The sequence below is a fragment of the Mycobacterium sp. URHB0044 genome (genome assembly GCF_000620625.1).
Lineage (GTDB): Bacteria > Actinomycetota > Actinomycetes > Mycobacteriales > Mycobacteriaceae > Mycobacterium.
In genome coordinates, this window is the sequence record NZ_JIAW01000008.1 from 103,804 (window position 1) to 123,695 (window position 19,892).

The window sequence follows — 19,892 nt, forward strand, 5'->3', positions numbered from 1 at the left end:
GAAACCTCCTCGGACTATCGACCCGTTTTACAGGACAGTGCCGGCAATCTTGTGCTCGATGATGGTGTCGTAGTCGAGGCCGAGCTCGAGCAGAATGTCATCGGTGTCTGCGCCGTGTTCGGGTGCGGCACCGCATTGATAGCGAGTCTCACCGAACTGCCATGGTGACGCCGCGACCGTCGTCTTGTTAGCGTCGTCGCCGACCTCGATGAGGTAGTCGTTATCCCACACTTGCCGATCCTGGCTCACCTCATATGTGGTCTGGACAATCGACCACGCCCCGCCGAAATCAGCGAGCCGGTCATTGACCTCGTTGAGGCGCAACCGACTGAATACGCCATCGAGTGCGGCAGTGCATGCCTGGCGGTTCGCCGCCCTAGCGGCGGAGTCAACAAAGCGGTCGTCCATGGCCAATTCGGGTACACCAAGGCACTCGCAGAGTGGCGCGAAGTACCGATCCGACTGGAACAACGAAAGTTTGATGAACCGACCGTCAGCGGTGCGGTACGCCAGCGAGATGGGATTGGAGTTGTCCTCTCGCAGAGTCTTGTGGACCGGGCGGCCATGCCGTGCCGCGGCGATGATTTCCGGTGAATTGCCCCATACCGCAACGCTTAGCAATGACACGTCGACGACCGGTGCGGTGCCGGTGCGTTCCCGGTGGAGTAGCCCCGCGGCGACGGCGCCGGCCAGCGTGGTCGCCCCGGGCAGATCACCGAGGGCGGGCCGCATCGGAGTGGGCTGGGTCGCGCCCGGCGGGGTCAGATTGTCCGCAGCACCACCACGAGCCCAGAACGTCGTCCCATCGAACCCGGGCATGTTGCGTTCAGCGCCCTTCGGACCGTAGCCGCTTCCGCGGGCGATGACGATCGACGGATTGACGGCTTGGACATCGGCCACGTCAAGGCGCAGTCGCTGCAGGCTTTCCGGCAGCAGATTCGTAAGGAAGACGTCCGCTCCCGCCAATAGTTGGCAGAGTAGATCACGTCCCAATTCAGTGCTGACGTCTAGGCCAAGACCCCGCTTGCCCTTGTTGATCTGTTGCATCAGGGGCGTGAACGGCTCGTCTCCGTCGCTCAAGTCTGCGATGACGAGATTGCGTTGGGGGTCGGGTCGTTCGGGATGCTCGACCTTGATGACGTCGGCGCCCCATTCGGCGAGGATCGCGCCAGCGGCTGGCACGAAGAGGTACGAAGCAAGTTCTATGACGCGAATACCTTCAAGGACCTTCACTTTGACGGATATCCGATCACGCGGACGTCGAGGTACTCCTCGAATCCGGCCACGCCCCACTCCCGGCCCAGTCCGCTTTCCTTCATGCCGCCAAATGGCGTGTCACGGGCGAACCAGGTCGCGCCGTTGACGTCCATGGTGCCCGTCCGCACCCGTTTGGCTATCGACAATGCCCGCTCGTCCGAAGCCGACCACACTGCACCGGATAGCCCGTACCGGGAGTTGTTGGCGATCGTCACTGCCTCGTCATCGGTGTCATACGGAATCACGGCGAGGACGGGGCCGAATATCTCTTCTTGCGCGATCGTGGAATCCGGGTGGACATCGGCGATCACGGTGGCCTCAACGAAGTAGCCGGTCGCCGCAGCTTGAGGCACGCCGCCACCGGTGACGAGCCGGCCGCCTTCGCCGAGGCCCTTCTCGATGTATCGCAGCACGCGCTGCTGATTCGCCGCGCTTATCTGGGGTCCCATGTAGGTTGCGGGATCCCGCGGATCACCCCATGTGATCTGCGGGCCCACTTGCGCCGCGACTCCCAACCCAAACTCATATTTCCCACGCGGCAACAGAAGCCGAGTCAGATTGGTACAACCCTGCCCCGAATGGCGTGCCATGCGAGCCACATTGAATCGGACGACGTCTTCGACATCGGCATCGTCGAGAACGATGTTTGCCGACTTGCCACCCAACTCCAGCGCGACCTTCTTCATGCCTTGCGCCGCCGTGGCCATGATGCGTTTCCCGACAGCCGTCGACCCAGTGAAGTGGATCATCCGCACCAGCGGATGTTTGATGAGAGCCTCCCCCGATTGCGGCCCGGCACCCGTGATCACATTGAATACCCCGGGCGGGATGTCGGTTTCTTCGACGGCAAGTTTTGCAACGAACAGCGCGGTCCAGGGCGTCAACGGGGAGGGCTTGAGAACTACCGTATTGCCGGCCGCCAGCGCCGGTCCAAGCTTGTAGCACAGCTGCTGGATCGGATAGTTGTATGGCGTGATCAGCGCCACGACCCCCCAGGGTTCGCGGATTAGCAACCGTTCGTTCGGTGGCAGCATCGCGGGGTGAGGGGCCATATTTCGCTCGAACGGATAGGTCTGTGCAAGCTCGACCCAGTCCACCAGCTCGTCTACGGGCATGTTTAGCTGCACCGCGTCCGTCATGAAGATGGGGCAACCGACCTCGGCTACCAGCATGTCGCGCAACTCGCCGCGGTGTCGCAGCATCGAGTCGCGCAACTGCTCAAGGCAGCGAGCGCGAAACGCGTGATCTTTCGACCACGAGGTGCCCTCGAAGGCATGATGGGCGGAGAGCACGGCAGCATCTGCGTCTTCGACGCTCGCGTCTGGGGTCAACCCGATTTCGATTTCGCGGTAGGGGTCGATGTTCGGGTACGTGCTCCCCGTGGACGCATCAACCAGCCGCCCGTCGATCAGCATCTTTGGATCGAACCGATCAGACATGGTGGGCGTCACTTCCGGTGGCGTGGTGGTGCTGTATCCAGGATGCAGATGACAATATGGGGTCATACTCCGGGTGTCAACGCCGGCCCGGTGCCGGACCGCCGTATCGTCATTACCAGTATTCTGGATACGGCCAGACTTAGTTGGCAATCCAGCTCGTCGACCCGTCCCGCTTCTTTGGGGTCTACTCCAGGATGTGGAGCGGTCGGAATGGCAGCAGAGGGGGACCATGATGGTAGATCCACAGTCGCGGGTTCAGACGCTTTCCCGCACACCCCGATTGGTCGATGAGGTAGTCGATCATTTGCGCGACGCCATCATTGAAGGTGCCCTGCCCGCAGGGACTCCATTGCCTCAGGTGACTCTCGCAGCACAGCTCGGCGTCAGCAGGACACCCTTGCGCGAAGCACTCCGTCTCCTTGAGACCGAAGGGTTGATCAGGACATCGGCGAATAACCTTAGCGTCGAGGTCGTCGAAGTCGGCGTGGATGATCTGCGCGACATGTACCAACTACGTGAGGTCGTCGACGGTCTCGCTGCGCGACTGGCTGCGCAGCGAGGGCTGACGCCGGCCGACGAGCAGCGCGCCAACGCCCTGCTGCACGAGATGGAAGCGTCGACCGAACCGTATAACCCGGTGCTGCGCAGCCGAGCTCACGGTCAGTTTCACGAGCTGATCGCACTCGCTTCCGGCAATGCCAGATTGGAATCCTTCGTACCTTTGATCAGAACCAGCTCCGCCGCGCTGTACCTACCAATTGGCCGTGAACACGCGCAGAAGAATCTGCTTGCCGCCAACCCAGACAAGACTTACAAGGACATCCTGAACGACAGCGACGCCCAGCACCACGAAATCATCGCGGCGATCATGACCGGAGATCCACAGGTGGCAGAAGCAGTGGCACGCCGCCACATCCAGCGCACGATTGACAGTGTCACGAGCTACGGATAGTAAACCGCCGCGTCACGCCTTGTTGCACATGCCGGCGTCTACCGGAAGCGCTACACCAGTTACATAGCGCGCCGCATCAGACACGAGCCAGGCGATTGCGTTGCTGACGTCGATCGACTCTATCCGCTCGACGGGCATTGGGTTTCCCAGCCCTTGCGCCAACGCGGGGTTGATGGCCGCCGCCGATTGATCGAATCCCACCAACATCGGTGTGTCCACGCCTGTCGGATGCACGGTGTTCACTCTGATGCTCTTCGGGGCAAGGTAATTGGCGTACATCCGCATCAATCCCACCACGCCGTGCTTGGCTGCGGCGTAACCGAAGTTGCCGCCGTTGGTTCCCGCGACCATGCCCTTGAGACCATTCACGGAGCTGGTGATGACGATCGAACCACCTTGGTCCTGGTCGAGCAGTGCCGGCAGCGCCGCCTGGATGCTGTTCCATACCCCCACGAGCATGACGTCGATCGCATCCCGGAATGCCTCGTTGTCCCGTCCTGGGGCTAGTCCTTGAAACATGATGCCTGCGTTGGCAATCACGATGTCGAGGCGACCCAGGGTGCGCACGCCGCTGGCGACCGCATCGGCCAACGCTTCTGCGTCGCGCACGTCCACGACGAACGCTTCCATGCGGCAGCCGACGTTCTCCACCAACCTGACTGTCTCATCGAGATCGTCGCGGGTAGCCATCGGGTACGAGACCGTAGGAATCTGATCACAGATGTCGACGCCGATGATGTCAGCGCCCTCCTCCGCCAGCCTGACCGCGTGCGACCGTCCTTGCCCTCTTGCCGCACCGGTGATGAAGGCAACCTTGCCGTCAAGCGTTCCCATTGGACTCTCCTTCTCGACCGATTGCTACGGGTTCCCACTGCGGGATCGTGACACCAGGCTCGACATCGTCGTACTGGACCCGCATTTTCATTCCGTGGTGAAGCTCGGGCGTTCCATCGAGATACCCTACGAACCGCACGCTCGGGTACTCATCGAGTTGCACGAGCACGACGGTGTATGGGGCTGGAAACGCGTCGTGGATGGAATGCTGGAGCACCGTCCAGGAGTAGACAGAACCGGTCGGGCGCACATCCTTCCAACCGACGTTCCACGAACTACACTGATGACAAAATGATTTGGGCAGATGCAGAACCGCGGAACAATCGTTACAGGTGCGAACGACCAGCCGGTGTTCGGCGGCGGCCTGCCAGAAGCCGCCGGTTTCCTCGTCATCGGTGACGGGCAGCGGCCGCCGAGCCGAGATCGCCATCATGCCGCACCCAAGATCAAAGCGCTTGTCAGCGCCGGTAGACCGGAAGTGACGAGACAGGTCTGCGCACCCCTAACCTGCGACGTGGAGGTTCCGCGCAGTTGCCGAACCCCCTCGAGGATGTGGTTCATCCCGTGAATGTATGCCTCTGACAAGTTGCCGCCGGCGGTGTTGATGGGGATACGGCCATTCATGTCGATGGCGCCGCTCGACGCAAACGCTCCGCCCTCACCCCTCCCACACAGACCGTAGTCCTCTAGCTGCAGCAGCACGGTGATCGTGAAGCAGTCGTAGATCTGGGCAACGTCTAAATCTCGTGGCCCAAGCCCGGCACGCCGATAGAGTTCGTCGGCCACTTGCTTGGACGGGTTCTCTAATACGGACGGCCGCATCAAAGACGGAAACACCTTGCCCCCCTGCATTTCTGCGACTACGCCCTGGGCGACCGCGGTGATGAGCACGCCAGGTTGACGTGCATCCTTTGCACGTTCGGCCGCAGACACAACTACCGCACAAGCGCCGTCGGTCTCAAGGCAGTAGTCGTACAACCGAAGCGGATCGGCGATCATTCGTGCGGCGTAGTAATCCTCGAGCGACATCGTGCGATCGTTCATCATTGCCGCGGGGTTCGCATTCGCCCGTTTGCGGACGGTCATCGCGATTGCGGCCAAGTCGTCCGACTCCGACCCGTATTCAATCATGTGGCGGCGAGCCAAGATTGCGAACAACTGTCCAGGCGCCATTAGCCCGTATGGGAAGAAGTACTCGTCAAGGGTGCCCCCTCCCCCGACGTAATCGGCGTCGCCCGTCTGCTGGATGCCGCTGCCCTTGCCGTATCGCATCCCAGACCGGCCGTTGAGGGCGCGATACACCAAGACATTGGTCGCCTGGCCGGACACTATCGCTGCGACGGCTTGACCCACCATCGCGCACGGGGCGGCGCCGCCGGTGGCGCCGACCCCCCAGTAGGTGAGCCTCTCCAGCCCGAGCCAGTGCGCGATGTCGGAATGCTTGACGGTGTCGTAGTCGCAGTAGACGACCCCGTCAATGTCGGAGGGCCGCAAGCCGGCATCGCCGATGGCCGCGAGGCCGGCCTCGGTGGCCAGTGCCGCTACGCTGCGTCCCGACTTCTTCGAAAACTCGGTAGCGCCGATCCCGGTGATCGCGCAGGCGTTGCGGTGAGCACGCTTCAGGTTGGTCATGGCGTTTTGCCTCTATCCGCGAAAATCGTTGCAGTGCAAGTGTCGACGCGGACTAGGTTGTGACGCTGTCGCGTGAGTGCACGATGGTGGCGGCGCCCTCATACTCCCTATCGTCTCGCCACCGATCCAGCAGGTCCCGGTACGTGAACGGGCCGCCGTAATAGGCATCAGCCCAGACGGGACGGCCGTGCTCGAACTTACCTTCGGTGTCGAAGTCACCTTCGTTGTTGAAGTAGCCCGGTGTGCAGAGCTTCACCTGTTCGGCGTTGAACACCAGATGCATGTTCTCGTCCATGGTGGCGCACCACTGCTGTACCGCTTCTGCGGTCACCTCGAACCTGACCACCTGGTCGGCGGTCAGTTGTTTGATGTGCTTGGCGACGTGGGCAGCCTGCTCACCTGCGACGTGCAGCACGTTGACCGATACCGCGGACTGGCGCACCCCGCCGACGACGTACATGTTCGGGAACCCGTGGGTGTAGATGCCGTGTACCGTGCGCACCCGCTCTTTCCATGCTTGATCCAATGTGACTCCGCCGGCACCGATTACGTCGAACCCGCCGGACCGGGCCGGCGAGACGACTGATTCGAACCCGGTGGCATACACGATCAGGTCGACCGGATACTCCTTGCCGTCGACAACCAGGCCGTTTGGCGTGATCCTTTCGGGTCCACAACCATCGGTATCGAGCAGGTGCACGTTTGGTTTGTTGAACGCCTGCAGGTAGTTGTCGTGAAAGCTCGGCCGCTTGCAGTGCGTCGCGTACCACGGCTTGAGCTTCTCAGCCACCTCTGGATCGTCGATCAACTCGTCTACCCGGGTGCGAATGCGTTCCATCTGTTCGATGTCATAATCAGCGAGCTTGGCTTGGTAGGCCTCCAGGTCCGGTGGTGACCCGTCCGTGGGCATCTCAAGGACCGGCAACCCCCAGATCTCCGTCCAGCCGTCAGTGACAATCTTTTCCTCGACGGGCATGCCGAACATCTGCGCCTCGAAGTTGTCGGCGCGTCGCCGCTGCCAACCCGACTCCTGATTCTCGTACCACTCGGGATCCGTTGAATCGTTGGCCCGCACGCCGACGATCACTGGGGTGCGCTGGACCAGGTACGTCTCCTTCGCAGACTCAGCGACTAGCGGGAAGCACTGCAGCGCAGTGGGGCCAGTGCCGATGACCGCTACCCGCTTGTCGGCGAGTTTGGTCAGATTGCCCCGCGAATCGCCCCCGGTGTACCGGTAGTCCCAGCGACTCGAATGGAACGAGTGCCCGGAGAAGGTCTCCAAACCGGGAATGCCGGGCAGTTTCGGGCGGTGCAAGACACCGCCGGTTCCCAACACCATGAACCGGGCCCGGATGTTGTCGCCTCGATTGGTACTGACGATCCAGCGGAGCGTCTCTTCATCCCAGTTCAGACTCGTGACCAAGGTTTGAAGGAGGGAGTTCTCGTAGAGGTTGAATCGGCGGGCGATCGACTTCGAGTATTCCCAAATCTCTTCGCCGGGGGCATACCGCGCGGACGGCATGTAGCCCATCTCCTCCAGCATGGGCATGTACACATACGACTCGCAGTCGCAGGCGAGTCCCGGATAGCGATTCCAGTACCAGGTGCCACCGAAATCGGCGGCTTTGTCGACTACCAGGAAGTCGTCGATTCCCTCTTTGCGGAGCTGAACCGCGGTGAGCTGGCCCGACCAGCCAGCGCCGATGATGGCCACCTCGGTATCGACGGTCACCGGCTCGCGCTCTGCGACACTGTCGACGAACGGATCGGCTTCGAAGTCAGAGCCAATCTCGATCGGAACATACTGAGCCGTGCCGTCTTTGCGGATCCGTTTGGCGCGTTCTTCGGCATATTTCCGGGCCATTTCTTCGCGATCAACCATTCGAATGACTCCATCTCCCGTAGCACCACGAGCAATTGGACAATGCGGTTTCGACTACGTGGGGCTCGAACCGACAACCATCGCGGGCGTCGGCCGGATTACCGTCTCACGATCGATAGCAGTCTTGCATCCAGGATCCCGAGATACAAGTCCCTTATCAGTCGAGGTGACAAAGGCGCGTCTGAGCTGCGCGTCTGGCTGCTCGTCCGGACATGAAGGGTGCTCGGCGGGTCGCTTCGATCGGCCGCCGTTATCGCCGGGCGGACATCTCAACCCGCAACGTCTGATGGCTTGGCAGCGCGGGTGATCAGGCCTGAGTTCAACGTGGCATTGATGTGGTGGCTTGCCGCCAGCTCGGCGAGGTCCCCGTCGCCGCTCTTGATCGCGGCGTAAATCGAACGATGCTGCTTGCTGGTGGCTTCAAGGATCCGCTCAAGGCTCTCATTGGAGGGATCCAGCTCGGTGAGGTATGAATGCAACGAGTAATTGGTCATCTTGATCAAGCTCGCCTGCTGAGCCACCCGCGAGTTGCCGCAGAACTCTGCGATCTTTAGAAAGAATGCGATGTCCGCAGCGAGCATCGTGGCTGGGTCAAACGGCTTTCTCGCCGATTCCATGACGTCCAGCAACTCCACCAACTCAGCATCCTGTTTCGGCGAAATCCCCTTCGTCGCAAGCAAACGGGCGGCCAAGCCATCTATGACTTGCCGTATTTCGTATAGGTCACGCAGCTCCTGCTCAGAAAAACTGACGACCTGAACCGTGCGATTGCCGTTGGACACCTGTACGAGGCCATCCTGCTCCAAGATCCTGAAGGCCTCTCGCAGGGGAGTTCTACTCACTTGAAGTTTTTCGGCCCATTCGGTCTGTATCAGCACGGTGCCTGGGGCGATCTTACGGTCGAGGATCAGCTGGCGCAGCTCCTGGGTGATGTGGTCGACTAGACGGCCGCCTTGCTTGCGCGGTGCGCTCTTCGGCGGCTTCTTGCGGCTCTTGGGGGCGGACATGTATCCAGGATAAAGGGCTTCCTACCCACGTGGTGTTCCATCTGCCAAACATGCCGCGCGTGCCTCGAGGCTGGTAGCCGCGAATCCGGGGCAGGGCAGTAACTCTAGACGGGAAAGGTCACGCCGGTTAGTTGCTCGGAAACGGTCCACAAACGCCGCTGAGTGCCAAGGTCGTAGGACCGTGAGCTGGACGTGGCCGCTTGCGGATACCCCTTCCTCTCGCCCCTGCCGTCGGGGCCGTAGTACTGACCTCCAAGCACAGCGGGATCGGTGGCAGCTCGCAGTATCGACAGCGTCCCCATGGCGGAGTTCTGCGTGACGAACGCCGACATGATCGGCAGAAGGGGACGAGCGTACGCCGGCATGTGGCGGGACAGTTCGGTGTCGGCAATGCCTGGGTGTGCCGCGACGGCAACAGTGGTGCCGTGGCTCGCAAGGCGTCGCTGCAGCTCGTAGGTGAACATCAGGTTCGCAAGCTTTGACTGCGCGTAGGCCCCAGAGCGCGAGTAGGAGCGCTCCCACTGCAAGTCATCGAAGTTGATTCCCGGCTTCATGCTGTGAGCCAGACTGGAGACGGTAACGATGCGTGAGTCCGCAACCGGCAGCAACAGGTCCAAAAGCAACCCCGTCAAGGCAAAATGCCCCAGGTGGTTAATGCCGAACTGCGACTCGAATCCGTCGCTCGTGCTCTGTCGGGGCGGGATCATCACACCCGCGTTGTTGATCAATAGATCTATCTTTGAGCACTGTTGGTGCAATTCGGCCGTAGCGTCGTGAACTGACGCCAACGACGTGAGGTCCAGGTGCAGGACAGTGAGGTCGGCACGCGGTGCTGTTTGCGCGATGCGAGCGGCCGCGTCCTTGCCCTTCGCAATGTCGCGCACTGCGAGCACCACTGAAGCTCCTTTCTCCGCCAACACTTGCGCGGCACGGTATCCGAGGCCAGTGTTGGCGCCCGTTACTACGGCGATCCGATCACGTTGATTTGGGACATTCTGTTCGGTCCATTTGTCGTTCATTTCTCTCCTTGAGATCGCTTGTATTGGTAGACAGAGGTTTTGCATATCGCTGAACGCAATCTGACATATCGGAGCGAAGGGGGTCGGAGAATCGCGCGCCCTACCAGATCGTTGCGTACCAAAGTCGATACTTCCGCCGCGTATCACTACGAGTTCGCTTGCCATGCAGCTGGTTCCGCTATCACATTGCGACTGAACTCCGCACAACTGGCAGCGTGGCGATGACGCGAAGGCATCGCATTCGCCAGAGCGGCTAGGTGCGGGTTGTCTAGCGAGCAACGATCACCGAGGAACCGTGGCCGAAGAGGCCTTGGTTGGCCGTTACGCCTACCTTGGCGCCCTCCACCTGGCGGCCGGTGGCCTGCCCCTTCAGCTGCCAGTTCAGTTCGCAGACCTGTGCGATCGCCTGGGCCGGGATGGCCTCGCCGAAACAGGCCAGCCCCCCGGACGCGTTGACCGGAACGCGACCACCGATCGTCGTCGCGCCGCTGCGCAGCAGTTGCTCGGCTTCGCCCTTCGGGCACAGACCGAGGTGCTCATACCAATCGAGTTCCAGCGCGGTGGACAGGTCGTACACCTCGGCCAGGCTCAGATCTTCGGGTCCGATGCCTGCCTCAGCATAGGCCGCGTCGAGGATTTGATCCTTGAACACCCGCTCTGACGCAGGCACGATCGCAGTGGAATCCGTAGCGATATCCGGCAATTCGGGCAGGTGCTGCGGATACTTCGGCGTCACCGTCGACACCGCCCGCACCGACGGCACGCCGTCGAGCGAGCCCAGATGCTTCTTCGCAAACTGCGCGCTGGCCACGATCAGCGCCGCCGCGCCATCAGACGTCGCGCAAATATCCAGCAGCCGAAGCGGATCCGATACCATCGGGCTGGCCAATACGTCCTCGACGGACGCTTCCTTGCGATAGCGGGCATTCGGGTTGTTCAGGCCGTGCCGCGAGTTCTTCACCTTTACCGCCGCGAAGTCCTCGAGCGTGGCACCGTAACGATCCATGCGGCGACGAGCCAGCAGCGCGAAATACACCGTATTCGTGGCGCCGATCAGATGAAAGCGCTGCCAGTCCGGATCATTGCGGCGCTCGCCGCCGACGGGGGCGAAGAACCCCTTCGGCGTGGTGTCGGCACCGATCACCAGCGCGACGTCGCAGAATCCGGCCAAGATCTGGGCGCGCGCACTCTGTAGCGCCTGGGACCCGCTGGCGCAGGCCGCATAGGACGAGGACACCGGCACACCGTTCCAACCCAGCTTCTGCGCGAACGTCGCCCCTGCGACGAACCCCGGATAGCCGTTACGAATCGTGTCGGCACCGGCGACGAGTTGGATCTGGCGCCACTCCAGCCCGGCCTCGGCCAGGGCGGCCCGTGCCGCGGCCAGGCCGTACTCGGTGAAGTCGTTGCCCCACTTGCCCCATGGGTGCATGCCTGCACCCAGGATGAACAACGGTTCTGGACTCACGAGGCAATCCTCCATGCGTAGACGAACCGCTCGACGCCCTGGTCGTCGACGAACAGCGGCATCGTGGTCAGCTCCATCTCCATGCCGACCTTCAAATCCGCGGCCAACGTGCCATCGGTCACCTTGCCCAACACGATCAGGCCTTCGTCGGCCAACTGCACAGCGGCTACCGCGAAGGGCTCGAAGGGATTTGGCGACGGATACGGCGGTGGCGGGGCATAGCGGTTCTCGCTGTAGCTCCACAGCGTGCCACGCCGCGACAACGGCACCTGCGCCAGCTCGTCACCGCCACACGCGGGGTTGGGACAGTTGTTGGCCCGCGGGGGAAACACATACGTCCCGCACTGGCGGCATTTGCCGCCGATGAGATACGGCTCACCTCCGTCGGTGGCGAACCAGCCATCGACCGCGAACGCGATCACTGAACCGCCGCTGGCTCTGTGGATGCGCCCGTAAAGCTGCCGTAGCCCTCCCAAGAAGAGGGCAAGGCCAACGGTTCCGCTTCTACTGTCACCTGACTCATCTGCGCGACCACGGTGAGAAGCTCGCACCGAGATGACGGTCGCTGATCGTCAACGTATTTGCGCGCAACGTTCGCAAGCGTATTTCCCCATCGCCATGCATGGGCCGTGCACGCGGGTGCTCGTCGGAATATCCGAAAATGTACATAGAGTCCTCCACTACCGTGTTGCCGTGCGCCGCTTGTGAAATCCGGCGCGTCACCTTTGCTACCGTCGCCCGGACATTCGCTCGTAGATTGTTGCGTTGGCCATGCCACCCCCCTCGCACATCGTTTGCAACCCGAACCGGCCGCTGGTGTGCAACAGGTGGTGAATCAGTGTGGTGGCCAACCGGGTCCCCGAGCAGCCCAGCGGATGCCCTAACGCGATCGCGCCACCCAACGGGTTGAGTCGCTCCCGGTGGACGCCCGTTGCTGCCTGCCATGCAAGCGGCACCGTCGCGAACGCTTCGTTGATCTCGAAGGCGTCGATGTCGTCGAGCGACAACCCCGAGCGCTTCAATGCCAGCGCCGTCGCCGGGATCGGACCTGTCAGCATCTTGACCGGATCGTCGCCGATGACGACGGCAGTGTGCACACGTGCCAACGGCGTCATACCGAGGCGCGCAGCGTATTCCGACGTCGTCACAACGACACCGGAAGCCCCATCGGAGATCTGAGACGCGTTGCCGGCGGTTATCCGTCCATCGGCAACAAACGGAGCCTTCAACTGTGCCAATGCCTCGATCGTCGACCCACGTCGCACCCCTTCGTCAGAAATCACGTGAGAGTCCTTGGTCGGCACTGCGACGATCTCGTCATCGAAGGCGCCGTCGTCTTGTGCCTTGGCAGCGCGCTCGTGCGACAACAGCGCGTACTCGTCAAGCTGAAGCCGGCTGAAACCATAACTAGCTGCGATGAGTTCGGCGCCCGCACCTTGATTGAAGCGGCCGTTGAACCCGGGAACGGCCAATGCCGATGCGTACCTGTCTACGGCCGTGCCGCCCATCACGCCCGTTCCCTCGACGTGGGCGGATCCCATCGGAACGCTCGACATCATCTCCACACCGCCGGCGACGACCACGTCGGCCTGCCCGGAGATCACCGCCGCCGCAGCCGTCGAGATCGCCTGCTGCGACGATCCGCACTGCCGGTCGATCGTGAAACCCGGCACCGTCTCGGGCCACCCAGCGGCCAGCACGGCCATCCGCGCGATGTTGCCCGACTGCTGACCGACACTGATGACGTTGCCCCAGTGGACATCATCGACGACGACCGGGTCGATACCAGCGCGCTCCACGAGTTCCCTCAACACCAGCGCGGACAAGTCAACGGCGTGCACGTCTTTCAAGCCGCCGTTGCGCTTGCCGATCGGGGTCCGAACGACTGCCGTGATCACGGCATCACGCATCTGCATCTCCTCGGACCATGGTTATGAGGGCACCGCCGGAGATGTATGCGGCTGTGCGCCGTCCCGACGCGCGGTCGATGTGGGCTCGGTCGTGAATCAGTCTCACCAGCGCCTGGACGCCGTTGAGGTAGATGCGCCCGTTCCGGTGGGTGTACCGATCATCCAGGCGGAATCCTGGATCCAACCTAGTTCGTTGGGATAGAGTCATTGAATCTCCCGATGAGCATCTGTCCGATCAAGTTAAACGATCAGCGACCCAACGATCCACCCCAAACGCCTTATCTTGAGCAACCGGACCGATTTCCCTCAACCGAAACGACGAGTAGAAGGCCAGATGACAACCGACCTCGACAACCTCGACATCGAATTGCTGCGCCTGCTCGTCGAAGAGCCCCGCGCCGGTGGCCGCGAATACGCCCGACTGCTCGGCATCGCCCGCGGCACCGTGCAATCCAGAATCGGCCGCCTCGAACGCGCACACGTCGTCCAGCCCCACACCGCATCGATCCACCCTCATGCCCTGGGCTTCACCGTCCAAGCGTTCGTCCACATGCAACTGGCCCAAGGCAAACTCGACGAAGTGACCACCCGGCTCACCAGCATCCCCGAAGTACTCGAAGCCCACTCGACAACCGGAGAATACGACCTGCTCTGCCGCGTCGTCGCCAAATCCAACGCCGACCTCGAACAGCTCGTCCAACGCATGCCCAACCTACCCGGGGTCGTCAGGACCCGGACCGAGGTAGCCCTCAGCGAACGCATCCCCTACCGCGTACTACCCCTACTAACCATGATGCACCGCAACACCGGACGCGCCACCGCCAGCTAGCCTGGCACACAAGGAATTTCGCCTCAGCGATGCGGGCCTCTGGCCGCCATCTTCGCAAACGCAACCAAGAACGCAGCCGCCGCAACTGCATTGACGCTCACGTCACGCACCCTGACGTGAGATGCGAACGCCAGCACGAAGTACACCGTCAGCATCACGGTGGTCAGGCGGGCCAACGCCGGGCACCGGGTCACCGATAGCAGCCCGATGGATGCGGCGGCTTTGATGGGCGCGAATATCCAGCGGTACCGCGATGGAAAGTGCACCTTGTCCAGCCCTTCGGTGACGAACCGAGGTGACAGCGCATGGAGTGCCGCGTCCGCGGCAAAGAACGCGGCCAAAGCCCTATACATACCGGTCGAGGTCAACGTATTTCGCTCCATTCAAGTCCTGCCATCCGCTCGAAATGCCCTCCAGCTCAGGGTCATCGGCTCGTAGAGAAGCCCTACCCTGTTGCGGCGCTGGGCCGGCGGCTCACGGCGGCGGGTAGACCCGCCACGAGTGCGGTTCGGTTTGGTGATCATCCAGTCTGCCGCATATAGTACTGTATCCTGGATACTGAACAGATAATCAGTAGCGCGCCCGCGAACGAGCAGGAGACTTCGTCATGACCTTTTCAGACACCCCGTTTCCACACAGTGACGTGTGGGCCGCGGCTAGCCGGCGGAGTGTTGACCAATGGTGAAGGTGGCCGTGATCGCCGGTGACGGCATCGGTCCGGAGGTGATCGGCGAGGCGGTCAAGGTCCTCGACGCGGTGCTGCCCGGCGTCGAGCAGACCAGCTACGACCTGGGGGCCAGGCGATTCCACGCCACCGGCGAGCTACTGCCCGATTCGGTACTCGACGAATTGCGCGAACACGACGCGATCCTGCTCGGCGGGATCGGCGACCCCTCGGTGCCCCCCGGTGTGCTCGACCGCGGCCTGCTGCTCCGCATCCGGTTCGAGCTCGACCACTACATCAACCTACGGCCGGCCCGGCTCTATCCCGGTGTACGCAGCCCCTTGGCTGGCGACCCCTACATCGACGTCGTCGTCGTTCGCGAAGGCACCGAAGGCCCCTACACCGGAAACGGCGGCGCGATTCGCGTGGGCACGCCCAACGAGATCGCCACTGAAGTCAGCATCAACACTGCCTTCGGTGTGCGACGAGTGGTGCATGAAGCGTTCCGGCGCGCCCAGCAACGCCGCGGGCACCTGACCCTGATCCATAAGAGCAATGTTCTGGCCAACGCCGGCGGGTTGTGGTGGCGCACCGTACAACAGATGGCCGGCGACTTCCCCGACGTCGAAATCGCCTACCAACACGTCGACTCCGCCACCATTCACCTCCTCACCAACCCCAGCCGCTTCGACGTGATCGTCACCGACAACATGTTCGGCGACATCATCACCGACCTCGTCGCAGCGATCTGCGGCGGCATCGGCCTAGCCGCGAGCGGCTGCATCGATGGCACACGAACCAATCCATCGATGTTCGAACCCGTTCACGGCACTGCCCCCGACATCGCGGGGCAGGGCATCGCCGACCCGACCGCCGCAATCATGTCAGTAGCGCTGCTGCTCTCCCATATCGGTGAGCACGACGCCGCCGCCCGCGTCGATAAGGCCGTCGAGCAACACCTGGCCACACGCCGCGATGCAAAGCTGTCCACTTCACAGGTCGGCGACCGGATCGCCGCCAACCTCTAGAGCGACGTGGACATCGTTGACCGTCCTCCCCCACTCCACAGGGAGATGTCGGTGGAAAAGATCGCTTCGATCGATGCGAGATCGGGAAATGTGCTGGGGCCGGTTGCCGCCCCGACGACACCAGCCGAGGTTGCCCTTCTCACTCGAGCGGCCGCACATGCCGCCGGTTGGCTCGCCGGCCAGGGAAGGCAAGGCCGAGCTCGGCTGCTCAATGCGCTCGCTGACGGCCTCGAAGCTCGGCGGAATGAGATCGTCACGTTGGCCGACTCGGAAACCGCACTTGGTATCGGCCGACTCGACGGAGAGCTCACGCGCACCTGCTACCAGCTGCGATTCATGGGCGAGGTGGCTGTCGATGGCGGATATCTGAACGCGTCCATCGAGCACAAGGGCGAAACCCCAGCGGGGCTTCGTCCCGATCTGCGCAAGACCGCCGTGCCGATCGGGCCGATAGCCGTCTTCGGCGCGAGCAACTTTCCGCTGGCCTTCAGCGTTCCCGGCGGCGACACCGCCTCAGCGCTGGCCGCAGGATGCCCGGTCGTCGTCAAGGCACACAATTCGCACGTCGGGACATCGGCACTGATCGCACAGATCTTCGCGGAAGTTCTCGAAGCACGCGGTGTTCCGGCCGGGGTTTTCGGCATCGTCTACGGACGCGACGCCGGTGTCGCGTTGGTGACCGACGCGGCGATCACCGCAGTAGGTTTCACCGGATCACTATCCGGCGGTCGAGCGCTATTCGACCTGGCGTCTCGTCGTGAAGTGCCGATTCCCTTCTACGGCGAACTGGGTAGCGTCAATCCGCTCATCGTCACCGAAGCAGCCGCGGCGGACCGCGCCACTGAAATCGGTGCGGGCATCGCCGCGTCGATGACGCTGGGAGTCGGGCAATTCTGCACCAAACCCGGGCTGTTCTTGATTCCGGACACGGCCGAGGGGCAACGCCTGATTGAAACGCTGGCCAAAGGACTCAGCGAGATCGACCCCGGCTACCTACTGAACGACGGCATCCGCGACGCATTCAACAGTGGAATCCAGGCAACGACTCTGGCCGGAACAGAGGTGCTGTTCAACAGGACGCCCAGTGGTCGCACGACGACGCCCGTCCTCGTCGAGGCAGGCGTTGACGAGGTGACCGGCACCGGGCGGCACGTGCTGCTCGAGGAGCGCTTCGGGCCCTTCGGTCTCGTCACTCGTTATCGCAATCTCGACGAACTCTTTGCAGTGCTCGACGCGATGCCTGCGGCCCTGACGGGAACGTTGCACACCGGTGCCGGCGATCCGGTTACGATTGCCATCAGCCAGAAACTCGAAAAACGCTCTGGCCGAGTAGTTTTCAATGGTTACCCGACCGGCGTAGCAGTCGCCTGGGGAATGCACCACGGTGGCCCATACCCAGCGTCAACGGCGTCCGCGGTCACATCCGTCGGAGCGGCGGCGATCAGTCGTTGGATACGGCCGGTCAGCTTCCAAGACGCGCCACAGGATGCGCTGCCCGACGAACTCAAGAATGAACCCGAGCATCCGATTTCGCGGAGGATCAACGGCCACCTGACTATCAGCTGAATCTGCCTCTTCCGCTCAGCCGACTCCCGAAGGAACTATGCAAGACATTATTCGCGGCCTGATCCCGGTCGCACCGACCGTGTTCTCCTACAACGAGGATCTCGATCTAGCCGGTCAGCGGCGTGTCGTCGACTTCCTCGTCGACGCGGGCGCTTCCGGAATATGTACGCTGGCAAACTATTCCGAGCAGTTCTCGCTGACCGACATCGAACGCGACGAGGTCGTCACCGCGACGATCAATCAAGCCGCCGGACGGCTACCGGTATGCGTGGCCACCAGCCACTACAGTGCCCGGGTGGCCGCGTCTCGCAGTCGCCGTGCACAAGACCAAGGTGCGTCACTGGTGATGCTGATGCCGCCGTTCGTTGGCGCCTCGATGAAAGTGGATGCCGACGGTGTCCTCGAGTACTTCGAGCGCGTGGCGGAAGCGGTCGACATCCCGATCATGATCCAGGACGCTCCGATGAGTCCGACGGGACTGTCCGTCGAGTTGCTGACGCGGCTGTCCCGAGACATTCCCCAGGTCAAGTACGCGAAGATCGAAGTCGCCAACGCCGCGGACAAACTGCGTGCCGTCGCCGCATCCGCCGGCGCGGACCTGCCAGGGCTCTACGACGGCGAAGAGGCGGTCACGCTGATCCCCGACCTCCATGCCGGAGCACAGGGCGCGATGAGCAGTTCCATGCTGCCCGATGTGCTTTCCCAGATCGTCCGGCGTTTTCACGACGGGGAATGCTCGGCCGCCGAGGAGTTGTGGGAGCACGTGCTTCCGCTCATTCAGTTCGAGAATCGGCAATGCGGGATGCGAGCCGCGAAGATTCTGCTCAAGGAAGGCAAAGTGATCGCCAGCGACGCTGCGCGCGCGCCACTGCCCGACGTCCATCCTGATGCTCGTCGCCAGCTCATCGAGCTGGCCAAGCGAAAGGATGCCCTCATCCTGCGATGGGCGTAGCTCACCGCGCGGAGCGCCGTCGCAAGGCGAGCACGAAAACCAATCATGAGCTCCCACTCGTAGTCCCGCCCGATCAACGAGTAGTACACCTGGTGTGCGACGTACCGGGTCCGGTGCGCCGCATCGGCCGCCGACAGCGACTTCATCAGCTGCCACCCGGCGAAGTTGGACACCCCGGTGTAGCGGATCTTGCCCTGGGCGACGAGCACGTCGAGCGTGTCGAGGACCTCGTCGATCGGCGTGCCCGCATCGTAGGCGTGCAATTGGAAGAGATCGATGCGGTCGGTCTGCAGCCGGCGCAGCGCCTTCTCGACGGCATCGATCAGCCGCGACCGCGACGCACCCGCGTCGCCCGGCCCCTCGCCGACCGGCAGGGCCGCCTTCGTCGAGATCAGCACCCGGTGATGTCTGCCGACGAGGGCGGCGCCGAGCACCTCCTCCGAGGCACCGTCCGAGTAGACGTCCGCGGTGTCGAACAGCGTGATCCCGGCGTCCAGGCACATGTCGATGATCCGCCGCGCTTCGTCGACACCCGTGTCGCCCCACGCACCGAAGAAGTCCCCGGATCCGCCGAATGTCGCTGCACCAAAGCTCAATTCGGAGACGACTAGCCCCGAATCACCCACGCGCCGATACTCCACTACCACTCCTTAAAGAGTCTGTCCACCGGATCCCTACGGACGGATCTGTCGACCACTGCCAAGCGAATTCGACGCACCCTGGCCGACGAGCGCCAGGGCCGCCTGTTCAAGGCCATCATCGCCGCGGCCACTTGCGACGCCGACACCGCGACGGCGCTCGCCGACTTCTACCGCAAGCGCATCGACGAAGTGGCGCCGGTGGTCGTCGACGCCGTCGCCCGCGGTGAGGCGCCACCAGGAACCGACCCCGCCGCGGTGATCCGCCAGCTGTCGGCGCCGCTCTACTACCAGTTGCTCACGGACACCAGGGCTTTGACGGTCGCGGACGCCACACGGTCAGTGGCCGTCACGATGGCAGCAGTCGAAGCCGGCGTCTTCGTCGAAGGCTAGGCGATCTCGTCGAAGAGCAGCGCAAGCTGACCCGGCGACACCGAAATGCCACACTGGCCCCGCAAATCGGACAGCGGACGGGCGATGGCCTGCAGATCGAGGAACTCGCCAGGATGGGAGATGAAGTATCCCCGCACCGACGCCCGCGCCTCCTCCGGCGGTTGCGTCCCCGCGGCGGTCAACACGTCATTGGCACCTGGATGGCCGTCGAGGTACGCGCCGGCCTGACTGAGCACGCCGCTCGCGGTGGTGGACAGGCCACTGGCCGTGCATGGCGCCGCGGCCGCCGCAGGCATGGCAACGGTGCCTGCAATGACTGTGCCGAACGCGCCGGCGGCCAACGCGCCGGCCACGCAGCGTCGCAGTGGCGTCTTGATCAATTTCATGGCGTCGCTTTCCTTGAACCCTCTTCGAAATTCTCG

19 protein-coding genes and 1 pseudogene are annotated in these 19,892 nt (G+C 62.8%); 6 read left to right on the top strand and 14 right to left on the bottom strand.

Translation table 11 applies throughout. The features are described from left to right. Window positions 1-27 precede the first annotated feature (27 nt). Together N536_RS0118060 and N536_RS0118065 are read right to left on the bottom strand one after the other, a co-directional pair. The gene (locus N536_RS0118060) at window positions 28-1,293 is read right to left on the bottom strand and encodes a CaiB/BaiF CoA transferase family protein (RefSeq protein ID WP_369798440.1); all 1,266 of its coding nucleotides are present in this window, start codon (window positions 1,291-1,293) and stop codon (window positions 28-30) included. After that, window positions 1,230-2,696, bottom strand: coding sequence for an aldehyde dehydrogenase family protein (locus N536_RS0118065; protein ID WP_029114885.1), 1,467 nt, complete (start codon window positions 2,694-2,696; stop codon window positions 1,230-1,232). The genes N536_RS0118060 and N536_RS0118065 overlap by 64 nt, the downstream gene beginning before the upstream one ends. A 229-nt stretch (window positions 2,697-2,925) precedes the next feature. Here N536_RS0118065 and N536_RS41605 point away from each other — a divergent pair, with 229 nt between their 5' ends. Beyond that, complete coding sequence (locus N536_RS41605) at window positions 2,926-3,648, top strand: GntR family transcriptional regulator (RefSeq protein WP_155948637.1); 723 nt, start codon at window positions 2,926-2,928, stop codon at window positions 3,646-3,648. A gap of 12 nt (window positions 3,649-3,660) precedes the next feature. On the opposite strand, the gene N536_RS0118080 is transcribed toward N536_RS41605, so the two are convergent. From N536_RS0118080 to N536_RS0118120, 9 genes are all read right to left on the bottom strand, one after another. Then, entirely contained in the window at window positions 3,661-4,482 is an 822-nt protein-coding gene (locus N536_RS0118080; RefSeq protein WP_029114888.1) for a mycofactocin-coupled SDR family oxidoreductase, read from the bottom strand. Continuing rightward, window positions 4,469-4,915 (bottom strand): Zn-ribbon domain-containing OB-fold protein, encoded by a 447-nt coding sequence (locus N536_RS38815; RefSeq protein ID WP_064751565.1) that lies wholly within the window; start codon window positions 4,913-4,915, stop codon window positions 4,469-4,471. The genes N536_RS0118080 and N536_RS38815 overlap by 14 nt, the downstream gene beginning before the upstream one ends. Beyond that, entirely contained in the window at window positions 4,912-6,114 is a 1,203-nt protein-coding gene (locus tag N536_RS0118090; protein ID WP_029114889.1) for a lipid-transfer protein, read from the bottom strand. Before N536_RS0118090 ends, N536_RS38815 begins: the two co-directional genes overlap by 4 nt. Window positions 6,115-6,166: 52 nt before the next feature. After that, window positions 6,167-7,996 (bottom strand): NAD(P)/FAD-dependent oxidoreductase, encoded by a 1,830-nt coding sequence (locus tag N536_RS38820; RefSeq protein WP_064751566.1) that lies wholly within the window; start codon window positions 7,994-7,996, stop codon window positions 6,167-6,169. 269 nt (window positions 7,997-8,265) lie between these two features. Beyond that, window positions 8,266-9,003 (bottom strand): GntR family transcriptional regulator, encoded by a 738-nt coding sequence (locus tag N536_RS0118100; protein ID WP_029114890.1) that lies wholly within the window; start codon window positions 9,001-9,003, stop codon window positions 8,266-8,268. Between the two features lie 104 nt (window positions 9,004-9,107). Beyond that, complete coding sequence (locus N536_RS0118105) at window positions 9,108-10,022, bottom strand: SDR family NAD(P)-dependent oxidoreductase (protein ID WP_029114891.1); 915 nt, start codon at window positions 10,020-10,022, stop codon at window positions 9,108-9,110. Between the two features lie 268 nt (window positions 10,023-10,290). Further along, window positions 10,291-11,505 carry a lipid-transfer protein gene (locus N536_RS0118110; protein WP_197040173.1) on the bottom strand — a complete coding sequence of 405 codons (1,215 nt, stop codon included), beginning with the start codon at window positions 11,503-11,505 and terminating at the stop codon, window positions 10,291-10,293. Then, entirely contained in the window at window positions 11,487-11,912 is a 426-nt protein-coding gene (locus N536_RS0118115; RefSeq protein WP_029114893.1) for a Zn-ribbon domain-containing OB-fold protein, read from the bottom strand. The genes N536_RS0118110 and N536_RS0118115 overlap by 19 nt, the downstream gene beginning before the upstream one ends. Before the next feature lie 306 nt (window positions 11,913-12,218). Continuing rightward, window positions 12,219-13,400 (bottom strand): thiolase family protein, encoded by a 1,182-nt coding sequence (locus N536_RS0118120; RefSeq protein ID WP_029114894.1) that lies wholly within the window; start codon window positions 13,398-13,400, stop codon window positions 12,219-12,221. Between the two features lie 334 nt (window positions 13,401-13,734). Here N536_RS0118120 and N536_RS0118125 point away from each other — a divergent pair, with 334 nt between their 5' ends. Beyond that, window positions 13,735-14,229, top strand: a complete 495-nt coding sequence (locus N536_RS0118125) for an Lrp/AsnC family transcriptional regulator (protein ID WP_029114895.1) — start codon at window positions 13,735-13,737, stop codon at window positions 14,227-14,229. Between the two features lie 23 nt (window positions 14,230-14,252). Here the strand turns inward: N536_RS0118125 and N536_RS0118130 are convergent, their stop codons facing one another. Beyond that, the gene (locus tag N536_RS0118130; protein WP_029114896.1) at window positions 14,253-14,612 is read right to left on the bottom strand and encodes a DoxX family protein; all 360 of its coding nucleotides are present in this window, start codon (window positions 14,610-14,612) and stop codon (window positions 14,253-14,255) included. 298 nt (window positions 14,613-14,910) lie between these two features. On the opposite strand from N536_RS0118130, the gene N536_RS0118135 reads away from it, so the two are divergent. Genes N536_RS0118135 through N536_RS0118145 form a run of 3 tightly spaced genes read left to right on the top strand, consistent with a single transcriptional unit; the run spans window position 14,911 to window position 18,439 of the window. After that, a complete protein-coding gene (locus N536_RS0118135; protein WP_029114897.1) occupies window positions 14,911-15,921 on the top strand; it encodes a 3-isopropylmalate dehydrogenase in 1,011 nt (336 codons plus the stop codon). A gap of 51 nt (window positions 15,922-15,972) precedes the next feature. Next, window positions 15,973-17,487, top strand: coding sequence for an aldehyde dehydrogenase (NADP(+)) (locus N536_RS0118140; RefSeq protein ID WP_231514568.1), 1,515 nt, complete (start codon window positions 15,973-15,975; stop codon window positions 17,485-17,487). Between the two features lie 37 nt (window positions 17,488-17,524). Beyond that, the gene (locus tag N536_RS0118145) at window positions 17,525-18,439 is read left to right on the top strand and encodes a dihydrodipicolinate synthase family protein (RefSeq protein ID WP_029114899.1); all 915 of its coding nucleotides are present in this window, start codon (window positions 17,525-17,527) and stop codon (window positions 18,437-18,439) included. A gap of 44 nt (window positions 18,440-18,483) precedes the next feature. Here N536_RS0118145 and N536_RS41610 read toward each other — a convergent pair. Further along, window positions 18,484-19,080: pseudogene (locus N536_RS41610) on the bottom strand (aldo/keto reductase); the annotation flags it as partial. A gap of 18 nt (window positions 19,081-19,098) precedes the next feature. On the opposite strand from N536_RS41610, the gene N536_RS41615 reads away from it, so the two are divergent. Next, entirely contained in the window at window positions 19,099-19,470 is a 372-nt protein-coding gene (locus N536_RS41615; protein ID WP_255358463.1) for a TetR-like C-terminal domain-containing protein, read from the top strand. On the opposite strand, the gene N536_RS0118160 is transcribed toward N536_RS41615, so the two are convergent. Further along, on the bottom strand, window positions 19,467-19,856 hold the full coding sequence (locus tag N536_RS0118160) for a heme-binding protein (protein WP_036436845.1): 390 nt from the start codon (window positions 19,854-19,856) through the stop codon (window positions 19,467-19,469). The two genes, N536_RS41615 and N536_RS0118160, sit on opposite strands and share 4 nt — an antisense overlap. Between the last annotated feature and the right edge of the window lie 36 nt (window positions 19,857-19,892).

Bases quoted from the DNA above. Each gene is read 5' to 3' on its own strand.
- N536_RS0118080 (WP_029114888.1), bottom strand. From the start codon at position 4,482: ATGGGAACGCTTGACGGCAAGGTTGCCTTCATCACCGGTGCGGCAAGA.
- N536_RS0118065 (WP_029114885.1), bottom strand. From the start codon at position 2,696: ATGTCTGATCGGTTCGATCCAAAGATGCTGATCGACGGGCGGCTGGTT.
- N536_RS0118120 (WP_029114894.1), bottom strand. From the start codon at position 13,400: ATGCGTGATGCCGTGATCACGGCAGTCGTTCGGACCCCGATCGGCAAG.
- N536_RS41605 (WP_155948637.1), top strand. From the start codon at position 2,926: ATGATGGTAGATCCACAGTCGCGGGTTCAGACGCTTTCCCGCACACCC.
- N536_RS0118125 (WP_029114895.1), top strand. From the start codon at position 13,735: ATGACAACCGACCTCGACAACCTCGACATCGAATTGCTGCGCCTGCTC.
- N536_RS0118105 (WP_029114891.1), bottom strand. From the start codon at position 10,022: ATGAACGACAAATGGACCGAACAGAATGTCCCAAATCAACGTGATCGG.
- N536_RS38820 (WP_064751566.1), bottom strand. From the start codon at position 7,996: ATGGTTGATCGCGAAGAAATGGCCCGGAAATATGCCGAAGAACGCGCC.
- N536_RS0118130 (WP_029114896.1), bottom strand. From the start codon at position 14,612: ATGGAGCGAAATACGTTGACCTCGACCGGTATGTATAGGGCTTTGGCC.
- N536_RS0118090 (WP_029114889.1), bottom strand. From the start codon at position 6,114: ATGACCAACCTGAAGCGTGCTCACCGCAACGCCTGCGCGATCACCGGG.
- N536_RS38815 (WP_064751565.1), bottom strand. From the start codon at position 4,915: ATGATGGCGATCTCGGCTCGGCGGCCGCTGCCCGTCACCGATGACGAG.
- N536_RS0118145 (WP_029114899.1), top strand. From the start codon at position 17,525: ATGCAAGACATTATTCGCGGCCTGATCCCGGTCGCACCGACCGTGTTC.
- N536_RS0118100 (WP_029114890.1), bottom strand. From the start codon at position 9,003: ATGTCCGCCCCCAAGAGCCGCAAGAAGCCGCCGAAGAGCGCACCGCGC.
- N536_RS0118110 (WP_197040173.1), bottom strand. From the start codon at position 11,505: ATGGAGGATTGCCTCGTGAGTCCAGAACCGTTGTTCATCCTGGGTGCA.
- N536_RS0118160 (WP_036436845.1), bottom strand. From the start codon at position 19,856: ATGAAATTGATCAAGACGCCACTGCGACGCTGCGTGGCCGGCGCGTTG.